This window comes from Planococcus shenhongbingii, assembly GCF_030413635.1.
Taxonomy (GTDB): domain Bacteria; phylum Bacillota; class Bacilli; order Bacillales_A; family Planococcaceae; genus Planococcus; species Planococcus shenhongbingii.
On record NZ_CP129235.1, the window covers coordinates 3407473 to 3421970 of the forward strand.

General features: G+C 43.9%; 15 protein-coding genes. 2 read left to right on the forward strand and 13 right to left on the reverse strand.

The window, feature by feature from the left end; translation table 11 throughout:
* Positions 1 to 17: 17 nt before the first annotated feature.
* The 8 genes from QWY16_RS16490 to QWY16_RS16525 form a co-directional block, all read right to left on the reverse strand.
* Positions 18 to 572 (reverse strand): Fe-S-containing hydro-lyase, encoded by a 555-nt coding sequence (locus tag QWY16_RS16490; protein ID WP_367281322.1) that lies wholly within the window; start codon positions 570 to 572, stop codon positions 18 to 20.
* A 12-nt stretch (positions 573 to 584) separates the two neighbouring features.
* The gene (locus QWY16_RS16495) at positions 585 to 1430 is read right to left on the reverse strand and encodes a fumarate hydratase (protein ID WP_300990319.1); all 846 of its coding nucleotides are present in this window, start codon (positions 1428 to 1430) and stop codon (positions 585 to 587) included.
* Positions 1427 to 1954 (reverse strand): PaaI family thioesterase, encoded by a 528-nt coding sequence (locus tag QWY16_RS16500; protein ID WP_300990320.1) that lies wholly within the window; start codon positions 1952 to 1954, stop codon positions 1427 to 1429. Before QWY16_RS16500 ends, QWY16_RS16495 begins: the two co-directional genes overlap by 4 nt.
* 29 nt (positions 1955 to 1983) lie before the next feature.
* Complete coding sequence (locus QWY16_RS16505) at positions 1984 to 3324, reverse strand: MmgE/PrpD family protein (RefSeq protein ID WP_300990321.1); 1341 nt, start codon at positions 3322 to 3324, stop codon at positions 1984 to 1986.
* A gap of 77 nt (positions 3325 to 3401) precedes the next feature.
* Positions 3402 to 4196, reverse strand: coding sequence for an enoyl-CoA hydratase/isomerase family protein (locus QWY16_RS16510; protein WP_300990322.1), 795 nt, complete (start codon positions 4194 to 4196; stop codon positions 3402 to 3404).
* A gap of 52 nt (positions 4197 to 4248) precedes the next feature.
* A complete protein-coding gene (locus QWY16_RS16515; RefSeq protein WP_300990323.1) occupies positions 4249 to 5175 on the reverse strand; it encodes a hydroxymethylglutaryl-CoA lyase in 927 nt (308 codons plus the stop codon).
* Between the two features lie 251 nt (positions 5176 to 5426).
* Entirely contained in the window at positions 5427 to 5828 is a 402-nt protein-coding gene (pcaC, locus tag QWY16_RS16520; RefSeq protein WP_300990324.1) for a 4-carboxymuconolactone decarboxylase, read from the reverse strand.
* 117 nt (positions 5829 to 5945) lie between these two features.
* Positions 5946 to 6974: a DctP family TRAP transporter solute-binding subunit gene (locus tag QWY16_RS16525; protein WP_300990325.1), complete on the reverse strand. Its 1029-nt coding sequence runs from the start codon at positions 6972 to 6974 to the stop codon at positions 5946 to 5948.
* A gap of 404 nt (positions 6975 to 7378) precedes the next feature.
* On the opposite strand from QWY16_RS16525, the gene QWY16_RS16530 reads away from it, so the two are divergent.
* Both QWY16_RS16530 and QWY16_RS16535 read left to right on the forward strand, forming a co-directional pair.
* The gene (locus QWY16_RS16530; protein ID WP_300990326.1) at positions 7379 to 7885 is read left to right on the forward strand and encodes a TRAP transporter small permease; all 507 of its coding nucleotides are present in this window, start codon (positions 7379 to 7381) and stop codon (positions 7883 to 7885) included.
* A complete protein-coding gene (locus QWY16_RS16535; RefSeq protein WP_300990327.1) occupies positions 7873 to 9135 on the forward strand; it encodes a TRAP transporter large permease in 1263 nt (420 codons plus the stop codon). Before QWY16_RS16530 ends, QWY16_RS16535 begins: the two co-directional genes overlap by 13 nt.
* Before the next feature lie 115 nt (positions 9136 to 9250).
* On the opposite strand, the gene QWY16_RS16540 is transcribed toward QWY16_RS16535, so the two are convergent.
* Genes QWY16_RS16540 through QWY16_RS16560 form a run of 5 tightly spaced genes read right to left on the reverse strand, consistent with a single transcriptional unit; the run spans position 9251 to position 14498 of the window.
* Positions 9251 to 9829 carry a TerD family protein gene (locus QWY16_RS16540; protein ID WP_300990328.1) on the reverse strand — a complete coding sequence of 193 codons (579 nt, stop codon included), beginning with the start codon at positions 9827 to 9829 and terminating at the stop codon, positions 9251 to 9253.
* Positions 9830 to 9847: 18 nt separating this feature from the next.
* Positions 9848 to 10930 carry a toxic anion resistance protein gene (locus QWY16_RS16545; RefSeq protein ID WP_300990329.1) on the reverse strand — a complete coding sequence of 361 codons (1083 nt, stop codon included), beginning with the start codon at positions 10928 to 10930 and terminating at the stop codon, positions 9848 to 9850.
* 20 nt (positions 10931 to 10950) lie between these two features.
* Positions 10951 to 12564 (reverse strand): YceG family protein, encoded by a 1614-nt coding sequence (locus tag QWY16_RS16550; protein WP_300990330.1) that lies wholly within the window; start codon positions 12562 to 12564, stop codon positions 10951 to 10953.
* A 12-nt stretch (positions 12565 to 12576) separates the two neighbouring features.
* Entirely contained in the window at positions 12577 to 13392 is an 816-nt protein-coding gene (locus QWY16_RS16555) for an HAD family hydrolase (RefSeq protein WP_300990331.1), read from the reverse strand.
* Positions 13389 to 14498: a cysteine protease StiP family protein gene (locus tag QWY16_RS16560; RefSeq protein ID WP_436837149.1), complete on the reverse strand. Its 1110-nt coding sequence runs from the start codon at positions 14496 to 14498 to the stop codon at positions 13389 to 13391. The genes QWY16_RS16555 and QWY16_RS16560 overlap by 4 nt, the downstream gene beginning before the upstream one ends.

Consider the following 14498-nt stretch of genomic DNA (forward strand, 5'->3'; position numbering starts at 1 on the left):
GCAATAATTTCCTAGCGCTACTGCTCTTGTCTGAACTGGGCAACCCCTTCCTGGTAAATATCACCGCCATGCGCATCATTGACGACAAACACCGGAAAGTTCTCAATCGTCAATTTGCGGATCGCTTCTGTCCCCAAATCCTCATATGCAATCACTTCAACTGATTTTATCGAACGTGCAATCAAAGCCGCCGCGCCTCCCACAGCTCCGAAGTAAACCGCCCGGTGCTGCTTTATGGCAGCTTTCACTTCTTCATTCCGATAGCCTTTCCCAATCATACCCTTTAATCCTTTTTCCAAAAGCCTCGGCGTGTATAAATCCATTCTTCCGCTTGTAGTGGGGCCCGCCGAGCCGATCACTTCTCCCGGCTTAGCGGGCGTCGGCCCCGTATAGTAAATGACTTGGCCTTCTACATCAATCGGAAATGGAATGCCTTCTTTTTCTTGTTCAATCATCCGTTTATGTGCCGCGTCTCTCGCTGTGAAAACAGTACCGGACAATAACACGCGGTCTCCTGCTTTCAGCGAATCAATGTCAGCGTCCGTCAATGGAAGTGTTATTTTCTTTTGCAAAATACACTCTCCTCACTTCATCGTAGTCGTTTGATGCCGGCTTGCATGGCAGTTCAAATTTACTGCCACCGGCAAAGCTGCAATGTGGCAGGACTCCACTTCCACTTTCACGTCCAATGCTGTCGTGCTCCCTCCCATTCCTTGTGGGCCGATTCCGAGCCGGTTGATTTCGTTCAGCAGCTCTTCTTCGAGTTCAGCGATAGCCGGGTCTTCGTGCCGTTCCCCGACCGGGCGGAACAATGATTTTTTTGCCAGATACGTACAGCGCTCGAAGTTCCCTCCGATTCCAATTCCCACTACCAGCGGCGGACAGGCATTTGGCCCGGCCACTTTGACGATTGATAAGATATAGTCTTTAGCCCCTTCGATGCCATCGGAAGGTTTAAGCATCTTCATCGCACTCATATTTTCCGCGCCTCCGCCTTTTGCAGTCATGTGAAGTGTCAATTCATCGCCTTCCACCAATTCAAGATGGACAATTGCCGGTGTATTATTGCCTGTATTTTTCCTGTTCAGCGGATTGTAGATCATAGAATTCCGCAAATACCCTTCATCATAGCCTTTGGCTACCCCTTCGTTAATTGCGTCGACTAAGCTGCCGCCCGTCACATGGCAGTCCTGTCCCAGCTCTACAATAAAAACGGCTGTTCCAGTATCCTGGCACATCGGAACACGCTCGGTTTTTGCAATATCAGCGTTTTCAATCAGCTGGGTCAGAACTTCTTTCCCGGTTTCCGACTTTTCGGCTGACAATGCTTTTTTGAAAGCACTGTAGACATCATCTCCAAGGTCGTAATTGGCTCTTTTACACATATCACTGACTTCATCTACAATTGCCTGGTACTGAATTTCTCTCATGGTTTCTCCTCCTCTTGCCTTTTCCGGGAGCTGGTGATATAAAAAGTGCCAAGAGCTTTTGCAACTAGTTTCCCTTGTTCATCTGTTACCGCACATTCAGAGACTACAGTGCTTTTTCCACGCCGTAAAATTATTGGAGAAGCAATCAGCCGGGAACCTTGCCCTTTTTCGATGAAATTGACTTTCAGTTCCAATGTCAGTACTTTTTGTCCTTCTTCTACATCTTGTAAAATACTAAAACCAATTGCCACATCTGCCAGTGTGTAGATAGCTCCTCCTTGAGCAACGCCATAAGTATTAGCGTTTTGCAGACCAAGCTTCATTTCGGAAGTGCCGTCCTGATTTTGGGTAATCCCCAGAAACCTGCCTAAAAAATGCATCGGTACGGCATTTGGATGATCCTGCGAAATTTCCTGATCCTGATAGAGGGACAAGAGATGAGCCATTTCATTGAGTTCGTGATCTTTCAATGAATTTAATTTTTTTTGTATCGATTTCATTTGTTCATTTCTTTTATCAATCATCGGTTCTCCCTCTTTGCTGTTGGGATATGTTATAAAGTGACCATTACTTTTTCGATATTTTCAACCTTTTCCAGTTCCAATAAATCATCAGCTATCTGCTGCCTCTTTTGTTCCGGATACTTGCTTGTCATGTTCAGGAATTTATCCCGGAGTTCTTGGGCCGTTACGGCGTTTTCGGGATCCCCTTTTGGAAAATCCGTTTGTTTCCTGACCGTTTCTCCATTAGCCAAGCGAACTTCAACGGCCGCACCCCACTGCTTTGGATAACTGGCATCAATTTGCGGATCGGTAACCACTTTGACTTTTTTCAATAACTGGCGGATTTCCTCGTTCCATAACATGGAGTCGCTGAAATCATCCAATGTGGCGCTTCCTTTCAATAACGCAAGCGCTGAACAAAATTGCAGGCTGAACTTTGCTGCATACTGCGTTTTCGGGTTATCATTGTCCGTAATATTAAGGGCCACTTGGTAAGACTGTACGGTAACCGACTCAATTTCTTCAAGCGCAGGATGGCGTTCATTGAAAATATCAATCAATAAATCAACCGCATGGTGAGTATGGCGGCAAGAAGCATGGATTTTGAATGAATTTTCCATGATCTTAAATTCTTCACCTAATCCTTCCGTAATACGAGAAACGTCGTATTCCTCACTCATCGCCTTGAAAAATCCACGGTTTCCTTCCAGGATTTTCTGGGGGCCAGTAAAGCCTTTTTGTGCCAATAGCGCAGCCAATAATCCATTCATTGCGGCTTTGCCCGTGTGAAGCTGTTTCGTCATAGCACCATCTTCGATAAATTCCCACAGACCGGCTGCCTGGGTGCCTGCATTTCCAAGAGCGGCAATTGTTTGCTCGACTGTTAAATCCAGAAGCTTGGCAGCGGCGATTGCCGCACCGAAAGTTCCGCATGTTGCCGTGTTATGCCAATAATAATAATGTGAAGGCGAAACGGCTTCACCAATTCTGAAGCAAACTTCATAACCGGCAACGACCGCCGCAATCAGCTCTTTCCCAGATATTTCTTTCCACTCTGCCACTGCAAGTGCGGCTGGAATCACAACTGTCGCAGCATGGATAATCGACCCTTTATGAATGTCGTCCAACTCCATCACATGACTTGCCGCTCCGTTTACCAATGCCGCATTTAAAATAGATGACCGGCCTCCGGTCACAAGGTGAGCCTGTTCCGCTCCCCCCATTTCCTTCGCTAACTCGCTGATCATTTGAACGGGCACTTTCTCCGAACCCGCAATAGCTGATCCAAAATAGTCCAGAATGCAGAGTTTCGTAAACTCGACTACTTCTGCCGGCAACTTTTCATACGTCAGCCCTAAGCTGTATTCCGCTAATTTTTTGCTAAGCTCCATTTTTTCGGCTCCTTTTCTAATAAGTAAGGATGTTCAGCCTCTCTCAAAAGACTTCTGCTAAAATAGCATTTATTCAGCTATTTCCCTTGCCATTGCGGTTTCCGTTTTTCGTTGAACGCAAGAACTCCTTCTTGCCGGTCTTCTGAATTGGCACATTTATAGTACTGGTCGAGTTCAATGACCAAAGCTGTATTGAGGTCTGTTTCAAGTCCGGTATTGATTGATTTCTTAATGGACTTCAGTGAAAGAGGTGCATTTTTCGCGATTTCTTTGGCAATTTCCAAAGTGCCCTGGAGCAATTCTTCTTTCGTGAAGACCCCGTTCAAAATTCCGGCTTCCAATGCTTTATCAGCTGTTATCTGATTTCCTCTAAACAAAAATTCTTTGGCCAGGCCGACAGGAATTGTTCTCGGCAAAAGCTGAGTTCCTCCAACTCCCGGGATAATTCCCAGTGTCACTTCAGGCAGCCCCATTTTCGCATGGTCTGCGGCGTACCGCAGGTCACAGCTTAAGAGCATCTCCATTCCACCGCCCAAAGCAAAGCCATTTACTGCTGCTATGACCGGATACGGGAAATTTCGAAGCTGCCCGTAGGCATCTTCAAAGATGTCGTGCTGCTGTTTCCATTGCTCATTGGTCATTCCTTTTCGTTCTTTTAAATCCGCTCCTGCACAGAAACTTTTTTCTCCGGATGCGGTTAAAACCAAGACACGCAAATCAGGCTTTGTCTGCAAAAACTTCAAGCATTCAATCAGTTCAATGCCCATCAATGTATTTAATGAGTTCATCGCGTCAGGGCGGTTCAGTTGCAAGATATACACGTTTTCAGAAACATATTCCTCGTTCAGTAAAATCGTCTGCCAGTCTGCCATAATTCAGCCTCCCGTATTTATTTAGTTGAACTATTTCATTTGCAATTATTTTTCAGCTGCTCGGCACCGGATATTTACGGTCAGAAGGTCCGGCTTTCAAAAGATAACTCGATGTTCGATGCTCTACAATCTTTTCCAGAGCTGAAGAAGCTTTTAATAACCCATCTAGCGACAAGTCGGTCTCGATCCCCATATGGTGAAGCATATGGACAACATCTTCTGTACAGACATTTCCAGTTGCACCTGGTGCAAATGGACAGCCGCCAAGTCCACCAAGCGAAGTATCAAAGCTGTCAATGCCCGCTTGCAGGCTCGCCAGAATATTTGAAAGCCCCATCCCCCTTGTATTATGGAAATGGAGATTAAATTTTTGAGACGGGAATTCTTCCCGCAGCAAGCTCAGCAAATCAAAGACTTGTTTCGGGTTTGCCATTCCAGTGGTGTCTGCCAGTGTAATCGTGCCGATTTCCATCTCCACTAATCGACTCACCAGCTTCTGGATTCTTTCCACCGGCACTTCACCTTCAAAGGGACAGCCGAATGTCGTTGCTATGGAGACATTCAATTCAATTTCATGGGAGCGGCAAAATGCCAGTATCGCTTTAAGATCTTCGAGCGATTCTTCTGTATTTTTGCGTACGTTTTGCTGATTATGCGTATCGCTGGCGGAAAAAACAAAATTTACTCGATCCACATTATGAAGACGGGCATTTTCAGCACCTTTTAAATTTGGAATCAACGCAATTAAAGTGGGGTGATCAGGCTCTGTTGAAACAGCGGAATAAAGCTCGCCGCTATTGGCCATTTGAGGAACTAGTTTAGGATGTACAAAGGAACCGAATTCAATGGTTTTGACGTTCGCATCAATTAATAAGTTATATAAAGACTTCTTTTCTTCTAAACTGAGAATTTTCGCTTCAAGCTGTAATCCATCTCTTAAGACCACCTCATTGATTTGCACACGTTTAGGGAATTTCATGAAAATCCTCCTCCACTTTAATGAAACCGTTTTTTTTCATCTAAGGGCTATCGTATCCAATTTACGCTGTCTATTTCAATTCCCTGACTATTGATAATATTTTAGTAATCTATCGATTCTATAAAGGTGTCTGGTTGAAAATATTCCACGGAAAATTTTCGTATTTTGTATCCAAAATACATAAAAATATTTATTGATATATTCCAGACCAAACAACCTTCATTTAATTTCATATTTTTCCGGTTTCTCTTTCAAGAAGGATTAATTTCTTCTTGCTCTATCTCATCCAGTACTTCTTTCGCAGTTCTAAAGCTATCGATAGCAGCTGGCACTCCGCAGTAGATTGCTGTTTGCAAGAACACTTCCTGGATTTCTTCTTTTGTCAAACCGTTATTGATAGCTCCTCGGACATGAAGTTTCAATTCATGCGGACGGTTAAGTGCCGTAATCATCGCAAGGTTTATAATGCTCCGTGTTTTTCTTGATAAACCCGGTCTTGACCAAATTTCTCCCCAGCAATACTCCGTCACTAATTCCTGCATGGGCATATTGAAATCTGTTGCGTTTTGAATGGATTTGTCGACGTATTCCGCACCTAAAACGCTTTTTCGAATTTCCAGCCCTTGTTCGAATTTTTCTTTATTCATCATCATTCTCCTCTTTATTTTATTTGATTACGTTTAGATTAAGAGTTTTCACAATTTCCATTAAACTGAAAAAGCTGGCTATAAAAAAGCCAACTTTTTCAATTCAAGCGTATACGAAATCAATTATTGGCCAGATGCTTTACGTGCTGCTTCATAAACGTCTGCACCGATTTCTTCTTCGAATTCATCATAAATCGGTTCCAAAGCTTTTCTGAATTCTTCCACTTGTTCAGGCGTCAATTCAGTGATTTCAGTTTCGCCCCGTTCTTTGATAAGGTCATATGCTTCCTGGTTTAATGTGATTGCTTCCTCCCGTGCCACTTTTGTTCCTTCTTCAACGCCTGCTTCCACGATTTCTCTGGTGGCATCATTCATGCCTTCCCAGAATTCCGTGTTGGTGAAAATTGCGTAATCGACACGGGTATGGTTCATCACTGTCATATATTTTTGGACTTCGTCGAATTTTTTGGACTCAATATTGCTGAATGTATTTTCCTGTCCGTCTACAACACCTTGATCAAGTGCCGTGTATAGTTCTGAAAACGGAATCGATTCTGAACCAGCGCCAAGCTCAGAGTAAAGAGCTTCCAAAACCTGTCCGCCTTGTGTACGGAATTTCAAACCTTTCACATCATCCGGGGATTCAATCGGACGTTCGTTATTGGTTAGATGTTTGCCGCCGTTTGGCCACATTTTCAACCCAAGGACTCCATCGGCCTCAAGGCTGCTCAAGATTTCCGTGCCTTTTTCCCCATCCCAGAAAGCAATCGCTTCTTCATCGTTATCAAACATGAATGGCAAGGCCGGAACGTTGAACTGCGGGTTATTCCCCACAAACTTCGTTAAATCGGGCGCAATAAACTGAACGTTATTTGCTACCAGGTTTTGATATTCTTCCTGATCCCCAAACAAAGAACTGTTCGGATAAATCTCCACTTCGATTTTTCCATCCGATTCTGCTTCGATATACTCTTTCATTGCCAAAGCCCCTTGATGCTTCGGTGTGTTTTCTGCAACAACGTGAGAGAATTTAATCGTCATCTCTTCAACGCCGTCTCCTCCCGCCCCGCCTGATGCTGCTTCGTCACTGCCGCATGCAGCCAAAAAGGCACTGGACGTCAATAAAAATAAAGATAAGGCAAACTTCTTCATACATTATTCCCCCTTATGTGTTTTATTCATAAAACCAATCTTTTACAGACGCTGCGTTTTGAAAGGGTTTTCATATCAACCCGCATCCCTCCTGTTAATTGAATTTTATGGCTAACCGAGAGTCGAATTCCCTTACCTTGATTTTTGGATACAACTCAAACCAAAATTAGCATAGAAAAAACTCAATGTAAAGAAAAATTTAAATTTTCTATTTACTTATATTTCAATGTAAATTCTATATTGTTAATATTTCTATCATATATTTTATTAATTATAATTATATAAAGTGTCTAAATTATTTAAATTATTTAAATATTTGCTCTTGTTATCACGTTAATCTTATATTATGATTTAGTTTGTAATCTCGTATCCAAAATACATTAATGGATGAAGGAGGAAATGAAATGAAAGTATTAAAAATCTTAGATCTGATTGAAAGCGCTTTCTCATCTTTGTTTTTCTTAGCTGGAATCGGTATCAGTTTGTACTCAGTTTTCATGAGGTACGTTTTAGGAAACTCCCAGAGCTGGGCCACTGAAATTTATACAATGCTCCTGGTGTGGGCTATCTTTATCGGTTTTTCAACCGCATTAAAAGAAAACAAGCATATTGCCATCGATCTTCTTTACGACAAATCAGGTCCTAAATTCAGAAGGTTCTCACAGACTGTCACTCTTTTAGTAGGACTCTTTTTTAGCATATTCATTTTTTGGACAGGCATGGACATGGTTATGGTGGCGTATGACCAGCAAATCAAAACGATCGACCTTGGATTTCCAATTTGGATCAACTACTTGATCATGCCGCTCGCCGGATTTCTATTGTTTATTCGTTTCTGTGAAAAAGCTTATAGATATTTCGTTAAGAAAGAAGATGAAACCGGAGGGGATGATATTCTATGGAAACAGTAATCGTCATTGGGTTGTTATTCATTCTTGCTTTACTGCGTGTGCCTATTGCCATAAGTTTGGCGGTTTCAAGCATCATCGGACTTTACCTGGTGGATTTTTCCCTTGATACCGTAATCCAAAGAATGTTCACCGGCGTCAACAGCACGACATTGATGGCGATTCCCGGTTTCGTGTTTGCCGGCCTCATTATGGCTCAAGGCGGAATATCGAAATACCTGATTGAAGCCATCAAGTCTTGGGTTGGCCATACGAAAGGCGGTTTATCCGTTGTTACCGTTCTTACTTGTATGGTGTTTGCAGCAATTTCCGGATCAAGCCCTGCAACCGCTGCTGCTATCGGTGCCATTATGATTCCGATGATGGTCAAAGCCGGATACGATAAAAGGTATTCCATGGGCTTAGTGGCTTCAGCCGGGACGCTCGGCATTCTGATTCCGCCTTCCATCCCACTGATCCTTTATGGATCAGTGTCGGAACAGTCAACTGGAAAATTGTTTTCTGCCGGCATCCTGCCAGGACTGGTATTAGGTTTTGCATTGATTATCTATGCAGTTATTGTTGCACATAAAAAAGGTTACGGCGGTTTGCCCAAAGTTCCCATAAAAGACCGAATAAGACCGACAATCAAATCCTTCTGGGGACTCATTATGCCAGTCGTTATTTTAGGAGGGATTTACAGCGGGGTTGTAACACCGACAGAAGCTTCATTCCTTGCCGTATTATATGCGCTCATCATTTCCGTTTTTGTATACAGAGAGTTGAATATGTTCCAGTTCAGAAACATCTTGACGGAATCGATCAACACAACTTCTATGATTTTCCTGATTATCGCTGCTGCTCTTGTTCTCGGAACATTCTTGACAACCGAGCAAGTTCCACAGGATTTTGCCCAGTGGGTCAGCGACAGCGGTTTTAATAAGTGGATGTTCCTGCTGATTGTTTCACTGCTGTTTTTTGTACTCGGCATGTTCCTGGAACCCACGGCCATCATTTTAATCACCTTGCCGATTCTTTTGCCGATCATCACTGCATTGGAAATTGACGTCATTCACTTCGCCATTATTATGGTAGTAAACATGGAACTCGGGATGATCACCCCGCCCGTTGGGCTGAACCTGTTCGTGGTGAGTGGAATATCCGGCGAAAAAGTGGAAGAAGTCATTAGAGGTGTAGTGCCATTTTTCGCGATTTTCATTATCGTGCTTGTGATTGTTATCATCTTCCCGCAGCTTTCTTTATATCTCACTTAATCAACTTAAAATCAATGCATCAAAAGATGGGGAGCCCGCATCCCATCTTTTTTTATCTTAAAGACATATAAAAAAACGTCCATCAATTTCTGATGGACGTTTTCATTATTTATCTTTAGCTCAAGCCGAAATCGCTCACAAGCGCTGCTAAGCCGCCTTGATAACCGCTTCCGATGGCATTGAACTTCCACTGGCCGGCATGGCGGTATAATTCCCCTACCACAAGCGCCGTTTCAATCGAGAAATCTTCGCCTAAATCGTAGCGCAAAATTTCCTCGTTTGTGCTTTCGTTCAATACACGGATAAAAGCGTTCGATACTTGGCCGAAGTTCTGGCCACGGCTTTCACCTTCATGGATGGTTACTGTAAAGACAACTTTATGAATATCTGCAGGCACATTCGGCAAGTCGACGATCACTTGTTCATCATCTCCGTCGCCTTCTCCTGTTAAATTGTCTCCCGCATGCACAACGGAACCGTTGCCGCCCGTCAGGTTATTATAGAAAACAAAATCTTCCGGACCACGTGATTTGCCATTTTCAGCTACCAGGAAAATGGAAGCATCCAAGTCAAAATCTCCGCCGCCGCTGTATTTATTCGTATCCCAGCCAAGGCCGACAAGCACTTTTGTCAATCCTGGATTGGTTTTTGTTAAATCGATTTTCTGACCTTTTGTTAAATTGATAGTCGACATACTAATTTCCTCCCTTGATTAATTCGCTTTCCGTTGAGTATCTTCGTATTTCTTTTGCAATTCTTCAATGCGCAGACGGCCTTGTTCACGCATCTTGCGGTTTTCCGCTTCGATTTCACGCGTGTCATTCATGCCCTGCATAATAGTTTCCCATGTTTGTTCGATCGTTTCAATCTTGATGCTTGGCTGGCCTGACATCCGTGCGATATCGACGCTTTGGCGTGAAATGTCATTGGCATTGTTGAGCAGCATTTCATTTGTGCGGCGGTCCAATTCATTCATGCCTTCTGCCACTAAATTCTGGCGTTTGGCAGCAATGGCATTAATCAAGCCCGTTTTGAAAATAGGAATAGTTGTAACAAAAGCGGAGTTGATTTTTCCGATCAGTTTTGTATTGCCTCGCTGAAGCATACGGATTTGCGGCGCTGACTGATAAGACACTTGTTTTGCCATTTCCAGGTCATACACCCGCTGTTCAAGCAATTCGATGGCATTTTGCAAGGAATTCAGTTCCATCAAAGCCATCTGGTTGCCGGACTCCGCTCTTTTGCGCACTTCCGGTTCCTGCGCTTTCAGTTCCTGAACCTTGATATCGCCTGCCGCGATGTACTTTTCAAGTTCCATGAAGTAATGGAAGTTCTGATCGTATAACTCTTCCAAGGTCGACGTCGATTTTTTCATTTCTGTTTCGTATTTCGTGATTTCAACATACACTTTATCAATTTCAGTACCCATTGTTTGGTACTTATTGAACAATTGCTCAATCACTTTATTGCCTTTATTGAAGATTTTATTAAGGAAGCCCTTCTTTTCAACAAAATCCTTTTTATCAAATTTATCCATGATTTTGCCAAGCTGTTTCAAGAGTTCACTGGATTCTTCCATGCTATTTGCCTGGACGGAATTCAGGACTTTTCCGGTAAAGGCGGAAATTTCGTTTGCGGGTTCGCGCCCGAATTCCAGTAATTCGATCTGGTTTTTCGGGTTGATCTTTGAAGCCAGTGCCAGAACTTCCGGATCTTTCTTCAACTGGACTTTCAAGTTATTTTCATCTTGCATGACCAGCTCTTGCTGTTCGATTTGATTTGGCATTGTGCTCATCGGTATCCCTCCCTTAATGGTTAAAGCCATTTTCTAAACAATTTTTTGACCACTGACGGTTCACGATAAGGTTCATTATAGCTTCTGTCATCGAGCCAGTGAGTATCAATCGATTCTGCGTCAATCCAGCGTTCAATATCCTGATGCCCTTGCGGATTAATGATAATGACATCCAGCCCGAATGTATGAATCAATGCGATAGCATTCGCATCTGCCCTGCTCAGTTCGCCGTCCTTTTCTTCATTGTAGAACAGCAGTGTCGGCACAAATTGCGGATAATCGAATTGCTGGATTAGCTGAATGACCGCATCTGGCATTGACATCGACTGGGAAAATTGATAAAGCTGCAAGTCTTCGAAAGATTCGCCGGCCTGCGGAATCAGCATCGGCTTTTCTACATGCCGCGCGATGGCTTCACAAAGTGCTATCTGCAGGCCATCCGGCAATCTGCCGTATTTCCACCAGTTTGCCGCTTTCATCTTCTCAGGGTCGAGGCGCCCATCTTTTCCAAGCGCTCCACGGTAATGGAACTGCTGATTTCCTTTTCGCTCTTCGATAAAAGGAAAACTTCGGATCAACAGCGTATCTTCCCGTTCAGTTAAATTGTGAATATTATCCCAAAAACGCTTCCGGTCTTTTTCAATCCCCATCACTTTGGCAAAAACCACTGGAATGATGACGCTTCCACGCTCCACGCCGAAAGACGGCCGCACCATTGCCCGCTCTTTAGCCAGCATAAATGCTTCGTCAATGGTCGTTTTCAATCGAATGGATTTTGTTAAGTAAGACTTGAATTGATACGGCTTATAGAGGCCGGAATCATCATGGTGCAATAACCGGTCTACTTCCTGGGTCGCCCGGTATGCCACCGTTCCGACACGTTCCGGCTTTTCGTCCGGAAATGGCAGGACCGCTTCTCCGGTCACTTGAAAACTATGGGTTGGCAAGTCTTTCTCTTCCAAAACAGTCTCCAGCCAGTGTTTTCCGGTCGGATCAAATACGATAATGTGAAACCCGAAAGCAGCAGAAAATTTTAAAAACCATTTTTCACTTTCACTAGTGTTTCCGTACCATAAAAACGCCGGCAGCCCTTTTTCAAGATCCAATTTCTCAAGCTCCGGTTCAATATGGTTAAAAGTCCATTTAACAAGGTCTGTCGCGATGCGCCTGAAAGAAGAATGGGTCGTGCTTCCTCCAGATTGTGCTTGAAAAGCTTTCAGAATATCAATCATCACCAGGCGAATGCGGCGATTCAACCCTGCATCTTTCAATCTGGGCAGCAAACCTTTGCCATCCAGAAAAGCCACGATCCGGTTAGGGGATAGTCCCCGCTCCTTGTTGTTCATGTCAAACAAATCCTGCAAATTCCGCAGCCGATCTTGAGTGATATGTTTATTCAAATTGCCGGAAAGACGGATTAGCCGGCCTTCCGCTTCTTCCATTAAATCGTATATCGAAGCAAAATAATCATCGGCATCCAGCGGCATTCCTACAAATTGGCCAAGCAGCTGCGGATACGTAATGGTTTCTTCTTCGATTTTTGTTTCTGGATGATTAACAATCGGCTTTGTCAGCCATTCTCCCAATTTTTCCGGATCCCACGTTCTCACGCGTACCGGATGCAATTGAACCATGGGACTCCCTCCTCATCGATGCTGAAGGAAAACACTAGAAACTTTTTCCAGTATTTCTTCTCCGGCTTTAATTCCTTTTTTATCTGTTATTCGGATATGCCCGGATAACGGAACTTTGCTTTTTACAGCTTCTCCGTGGGCAGCCAATAAACCAAGATCCGCCTTTTCAAGCAGCCCAAGATCCAGAAGTGAATCTCCTGCTGCTATTACGTATTCCGCGTTGATGCGATTTTTTACATATTCCATGGCGCCGGCTTTAGTGATGCTTTCAGGCATGAAATAAAGCTTTCTTCCCTGAAGCGACAGCGACCAGCCGATTTCCCCGAACGTCTGAGTATAAAACTCGAGTTTTTCTTCCGGAAAACGTTCACGGTCCACAATCATATAGACAAACCAATCATCCGCTTCCCGTACATCAAGTACCCATTCCTCTGTGAAATGGCGCTCGATTTCAGGCAGCAATTCATGGATGATTGTATTCCGGCTGACACATTGCTGGCGGATATTATCCGACCATTCCCGAATTGGCAAGCCATTTTCAAGGATGACTGCGCCGTTCGAGACAATTGCAAAACGAGGGCGTCCATCCCTTTCAAAAATACCTGTTACACGCTCGTACTGTGCTTGAGTTCGTGTTGTCACTGGCAAAAAACAAATAGAAGAATCCAGATTCCATAATGCGGATTGGCTTTTTTCTGTCATATAAGACTGCGGTTTGCCTTCAATGCGCTCTACTTCCACCAATTCCTCTTCTGAAACTCCAGTGCCCATCGTTCTACGCGAATAAATTAATGTCTGATCCAAGTCACTGGCAAATAAAATCGTCATATTTCTTTCCCCGATCTGATCAGCCCGATTGCGCGGTAAAATAATTCCGGCACAAGTTCTACAGGCACGTTTTTTTCCTTCGCTAAAACAAGTAAATGCTGCACGTCCGGATGTTCCAAGTCATTTACAAGCACTTTCCATGGGCTGCGCCGAAGCAATACGCGGGTAGTTTCCCCAACCCCCGGTTTGATCAATGTATAGTCGCTTTCATTATACATCTTTCGACCTATTTCTTCCACTTCTTTCATGCCTTGCCACGTGCGTTCAACTGATACAGGAGTTGCCAAGGCTGCGTTTTCTACGTCTTTTACGGTACCCATAAAGCAGGCCGTGACTTGGTCGACAAAATCATTGGATAAATCTTCTTTAAGCAAATCGCCATAGAACTTTGCCCCGTGGAAATCATCTTTGCCGATAAATTGCCCGTTTAAAATGGTTCTGCTTATAAGTCCGGATACTGTGGCATTTAAGCAGGCGCTTGGAATCAGAAAATCTTCACGCGTCCCGAATAAAACCGCACACGCTCCCGGATCTGCAAGCACCGCCATATCATCATGCAAGTCCAGCCCGCTGCGGGCATTCAATCTGCCGACTGATTGAGTCAGCTCTTTTTGAATGGCACCTTTTCCAGTCCAGCCGTCGACGAATTGGATCCGGCTTGCAGGATGCAATTCACGAATGGCTTCAATGGCATTCTCATCGATTCCCTTTCCCCGCAGAATCGATACACTATAATGAGGCCAGTCAAAACCAAGCACTTGGGCTGCGTACCGGCGGATTAAAATGCCGATCGGGCTTCCGGCACGAGCCAAAGAAACAAGCACAATATCTTCAGTTTCGGCATTCAATGCGATTCGGCGCGTTAAAAGTCCGATTAAAAAACCCAGACGCTGTTTCGTTTTTGCGACCGTTTTGTGATACAGAGCTGTATATTCCACAGATGGACGATACTCCATTGGCAGTCGTTCTGAATAATGAGCGCCTGTCCGTACCGCTTTTTCACGTTCTTCCAATGTACTTTCCGCAAATTCTTCTGTCACATCTTTCAACAAAAATATGATGTCTTCTTCTGGATAGCTTGTTTTCACCAATCCGGTTGCAATCAT

Excerpts from the sequence above, each read along its gene's own strand:
- QWY16_RS16555 (WP_300990331.1), bottom strand. The coding sequence starts at position 13,392 with ATGACGATTTTATTTGCCAGTGACTTGGATCAGACATTAATTTATTCG.
- QWY16_RS16510 (WP_300990322.1), bottom strand. The coding sequence starts at position 4,196 with ATGGCAGACTGGCAGACGATTTTACTGAACGAGGAATATGTTTCTGAA.
- QWY16_RS16535 (WP_300990327.1), top strand. The coding sequence starts at position 7,873 with ATGGAAACAGTAATCGTCATTGGGTTGTTATTCATTCTTGCTTTACTG.
- QWY16_RS16495 (WP_300990319.1), bottom strand. The coding sequence starts at position 1,430 with ATGAGAGAAATTCAGTACCAGGCAATTGTAGATGAAGTCAGTGATATG.
- QWY16_RS16560 (WP_436837149.1), bottom strand. The coding sequence starts at position 14,498 with ATGATTGCAACCGGATTGGTGAAAACAAGCTATCCAGAAGAAGACATC.
- QWY16_RS16530 (WP_300990326.1), top strand. The coding sequence starts at position 7,379 with ATGAAAGTATTAAAAATCTTAGATCTGATTGAAAGCGCTTTCTCATCT.
- QWY16_RS16525 (WP_300990325.1), bottom strand. The coding sequence starts at position 6,974 with ATGAAGAAGTTTGCCTTATCTTTATTTTTATTGACGTCCAGTGCCTTT.
- QWY16_RS16505 (WP_300990321.1), bottom strand. The coding sequence starts at position 3,324 with ATGGAGCTTAGCAAAAAATTAGCGGAATACAGCTTAGGGCTGACGTAT.
- QWY16_RS16550 (WP_300990330.1), bottom strand. The coding sequence starts at position 12,564 with ATGGTTCAATTGCATCCGGTACGCGTGAGAACGTGGGATCCGGAAAAA.
- QWY16_RS16500 (WP_300990320.1), bottom strand. The coding sequence starts at position 1,954 with ATGATTGATAAAAGAAATGAACAAATGAAATCGATACAAAAAAAATTA.
- QWY16_RS16540 (WP_300990328.1), bottom strand. The coding sequence starts at position 9,829 with ATGTCGACTATCAATTTAACAAAAGGTCAGAAAATCGATTTAACAAAA.
- pcaC (WP_300990324.1), bottom strand. The coding sequence starts at position 5,828 with ATGATGATGAATAAAGAAAAATTCGAACAAGGGCTGGAAATTCGAAAA.
- QWY16_RS16545 (WP_300990329.1), bottom strand. The coding sequence starts at position 10,930 with ATGAGCACAATGCCAAATCAAATCGAACAGCAAGAGCTGGTCATGCAA.
- QWY16_RS16515 (WP_300990323.1), bottom strand. The coding sequence starts at position 5,175 with ATGAAATTCCCTAAACGTGTGCAAATCAATGAGGTGGTCTTAAGAGAT.